Here is a 3,860-nt window from a genome sequence, read left to right as displayed (position 1 = left end):
GGCTCACTCCTACAGTTGGAATTGGTTCCCCTGTAGGAGTGAGCCTGCTCGCGATGGCCCCACTTCAAACACCGCAGAATTTACTTACCGAGCGAAATCTTCGGCGCCCACGTCAGCCACTCATCTTCAAACTTGTCGAACAACGGGAACGTCTGCTCCGCCCGAGCCTGACCGCCCATCCGCTCACCATCCGGCGTAGCGAAGGCAATCCCGCCCTGAATCGCTGTCTCCAGCGATTCGGTGCGCACCGTCAGCCCGTTGAACAAACCGATATCAAACCCGACACCGCTGGTGTTCCAGAAGCGGCTGCCGCTGCGCACCAGTGGCGCGTATTTCGGTTCGATCAGAATGTGCACCAATACGCGATCAGCGGTCTGGCCCAGTTCATAACCCGTAACTTTACCCACCGTGATTTCACGGTAAGTCACCGGCACACCCGGCTTCAATGAACCACGGCGAGCGGCGCTCAACACCAGACTCAGACCCGCCTCTTGTTTGGTGACTTCCGGCGCATTGGCCAGCGCGACAAAGTTCTTCTGCGGGCCAAGGTTCTTCGCCGCTGGCTGCACTTCGATGTACTTGCCGGTTACCAGGGTTTCCAGATTCTCTGTCTTGATCAGGCCGAGCTCAGGCTTGACCACCCAGAACTGACTGCCAACCCGGGCAATCTTCTCCGGCACTTCCGTGATGCGCGCGGTGAGGATGACCGATTGCAAGTCGTCAGTCAGATCGACGCTTTCAATCTTGCCGACATCCAGCCCTTTGAAACGAACCGGCGTGCCGCTGCTGAGACCGTCGGCGCGATCGACTTTGATCGTTACTACGCTGCCTTTTTTACTGGCGTCGTCATGATTGGCAAACAGACGGAAACGCGGAATGCGTTTCTGCAGCGGTGCCTTGGCCTGCGGTGTTTCGAAGGCGATACCGCCGGCCATCAGGGTTTGCAGGGATTCACTCTTGACCTGAATGCCGCCGGTCAACCCGCCGGTCAACGTCACACCGCTGACATTCCAGAACCGCGTCGAAGCGTTGACCAGGTTTTCGTATTCCTTCTCGATGTGCACGCCGACTATGATTTGTTTGCGCGTCTTGGAGAATTGGTAGCTCTGTACCGAACCGACCTTGACCTGCTTGTACAAGATCGGACTGCCGACATCGATCGAACCCAGCGTGTCGGTGAACAGCACCAGGTGCAGACCCGGCGAACGCAGATCCAGCGGTGGCGCTTTCGGACGTGCTTCGAACTCACGTTTCGGGGCGGCACCTTTGTCACCCGGACGCACGGCGATGTAGTTACCTTTCACCAGCGCTTCGAGACCCGTGATGCCGGCCAGCGAGATCGACGGTTTGACCACCCAGAACTGAGTGCCCTCCACCAGATAATCTTCGGCTAGCGGATCGAGGGTTAACTCTGCAGTGGCACTGTTCAGATCGGCGTCGACTTTCAATGCTTTCAGGTTGCCGACCTGAATGCCTTTGTACATCACTGGCGTACGGCCAGCCTGCAGGCCTTCGAAGTCGCTGAGTTTGACCTTCACACGAATACCGGCAGCGGCGGCGTCGAAGTCCTCGTAGAGACGGAATGGCAGGCTCGGATCGGTTGGCGGACTGTCCTTGCGATTCTCCGGCGTGGCGAAGGCGATACCGCCGGCGACGATGCTGGCCAGCGATTCGCTGCGCACTTTTACCCCGGACAGGTTGGCGTCGATGCTGATGCCGCTGGCGTTCCAGAAACGTGTGTGTTTGCGCACCAGTTTGGCGTAGGTCGGTTCGATGAACACTTTGAGCTCAACGGTGCTTTGGTCTTCCGACAGCACATAACTTTTGACCTGACCGACTTTGATCTGCTTGTAGAACACCGGGCTGCCACGGCTCAGCGAACCGAGACGATCAGCCTTGATGGTCAAGTGCAGACCAGGTTTGGCGTCGGACAGCGGCGGCTCTTCGGCCAGCGCCTTGAACTTGCGCGCGGGCTCGCCTTCGCCGGGACTGATAGCGACGTAGTTACCTGAGACCAGCGTCTCCAGACCAGTGATGCCGGCCAGAGTTACGCTCGGTTTGACCAGCCAGAAACGCGTGCTGGTTTTGAGGTATTGCTCGACGTCCTTGTTCATCTCGACGGTGGCAATGACGCCTTTGGAGTTGCCCTCGTCATCGAGCTTCAGCGTTTTGACCTTACCGACCGACATGCCCTTGTACATGATCTCGGTTTTATTGGCCTGGATGCCTTCACCGCTTTCAAAGCGAATCTGGATCTCGATGCCGGTTTCGGAATAGGCACGCCAGCCGAGCCAGCCACCGATGATTAACGCGATCAGAGGCAGTACCCAAATGGCAGACCAGTTCGAGGCCGGTCGGGTTTTCGCTACGGGCAAATCAGTCATGGTCGTCGTCCGACTCCGTGTTATCCCAAATCAGTCGGGGATCAAAAGTTACTGCGGCAAGCATCGTCAGAATCACCACACTGGCGAAGGCGATGGCGCCAAGATTGGCTTCGACACTGGCTAAGCGGCCGAAATTGACGACCGCCACCAGAATGGCGATCACAAAAATATCGAGCATCGACCAGCGGCCAATGAACTCGATGAAGCGGTACATCCAGATGCGCTGCCGCGCCGACAACGGTTGTTTGCGTTGTACTGAAAACAACAGCAGTGCGATGCCCACCAGTTTGAAAGTCGGCACCAGAATACTGGCGATGAACACCACAGCAGCAATCGGGATCATGCCGTGCTGCACCAACTGGATCACGCCGGACATGATCGTGCTTGGGTCACCTTGACCCAAAGAACTGACAGTCATGATCGGCAATACGTTGGCCGGTATATAGATAATCGCCGCCGTGATCAGCAGGGCCCAAGTACGGGTGAGGCTGTTCGGCCGGCGCGCGTGAACCAATGCACCGCAGCGGGTGCAGGTTTGTTCATCGTTGTCCGCTTCCTGCCGGTTCAACTCGTGGCATTCGGTGCACGTCAGAATGCCTGCATCAATCGCCCGCATGAGCATCTTCCCCTGATAACGCCTGCCAGATCTGGTGCGGCGACATCACCACTTCCAGCCAGACCTGAACCAGCAACAAGCCGATAAAACACGCCAGGCCAAGGCCGACGGTGATGGCGGCCATGTCCGCCAGTTTGACGATCGCCACCAGTACGCCCATGAGGTAAACCTCGAGCATCCCCCAGTCTTTGAGGTGGTGGTAAATGCGGTAGAGCAACAAGCCATAGCTGCGACCGATGTCAAAACGGATCGTCAGCAGCACAAACAATTGGCACAGCAACTTGAGCAGCGGAATGGCCATGCTGCACAGGAACACAACAATCGATACGCCTTGCATGCCGGTATTGAACAGACCGAGCACGCCACTCCAGACCGTATCATCCGAAGACTGCCCGAGTAGATTGAGCTGCATGATCGGCAAAAAGTTCGCTGGTATGTACAGCAGCAGTGCCGCAATCACCAGGGCAAGGCTGCGCTGCACCACGTTATGGCGGTGGGCGTACAACTCGTATCCGCAGCGGGGGCAGAGGGCTTTCTCGCCGTGGGCAAGTGTTGGCTTGCGCATCAGCAGGTCGCACTCGTGACAGGCCACCAAGTCTTCCAGCGGTAGATCTGACAGCCCGGGGGCGTCAACCGACTCTGACATAAAGGCTCTGGCTCCAAAAAAGGTGGGGCTATTCTAGTGTTCTGGTTCGAAAATAACTGTGCAAATTTGTTCGATGAACCGTGCAAAAACTTTCCTGCGGGCAAAACAAAACCCCAACTGCTTTCGCAATTGGGGTTTCGGAATTTAATCTTGACGATGACCTACTCTCACATGGGGAAACCCCACACTACCATCGGCGATGCATCGTTTCACT

General features: G+C 56.9%; 3 protein-coding genes. All 3 read right to left on the bottom strand.

Annotated elements, in window-relative coordinates:
• Positions 1-80: 80 nt before the first annotated feature.
• Genes QMX93_RS30170 through QMX93_RS30160 form a run of 3 tightly spaced genes read right to left on the bottom strand, consistent with a single transcriptional unit; the run spans position 81 to position 3,646 of the window.
• Positions 81-2,384: an MlaD family protein gene (locus tag QMX93_RS30170; protein ID WP_212545488.1), complete on the bottom strand. Its 2,304-nt coding sequence runs from the start codon at positions 2,382-2,384 to the stop codon at positions 81-83.
• Positions 2,377-3,000 (bottom strand): paraquat-inducible protein A, encoded by a 624-nt coding sequence (locus QMX93_RS30165; protein ID WP_053123847.1) that lies wholly within the window; start codon positions 2,998-3,000, stop codon positions 2,377-2,379. The genes QMX93_RS30170 and QMX93_RS30165 overlap by 8 nt, the downstream gene beginning before the upstream one ends.
• Positions 2,987-3,646: a paraquat-inducible protein A gene (locus tag QMX93_RS30160; RefSeq protein WP_159815603.1), complete on the bottom strand. Its 660-nt coding sequence runs from the start codon at positions 3,644-3,646 to the stop codon at positions 2,987-2,989. The genes QMX93_RS30165 and QMX93_RS30160 overlap by 14 nt, the downstream gene beginning before the upstream one ends.
• Positions 3,647-3,860 lie beyond the last annotated feature (214 nt).

Source organism: Pseudomonas sp. PS01303, from assembly GCF_029959385.1.
In the GTDB taxonomy this organism is placed as follows: domain Bacteria; phylum Pseudomonadota; class Gammaproteobacteria; order Pseudomonadales; family Pseudomonadaceae; genus Aquipseudomonas; species Aquipseudomonas rustica.
This window is presented reverse-complemented; position numbering and strand designations above follow the sequence as displayed.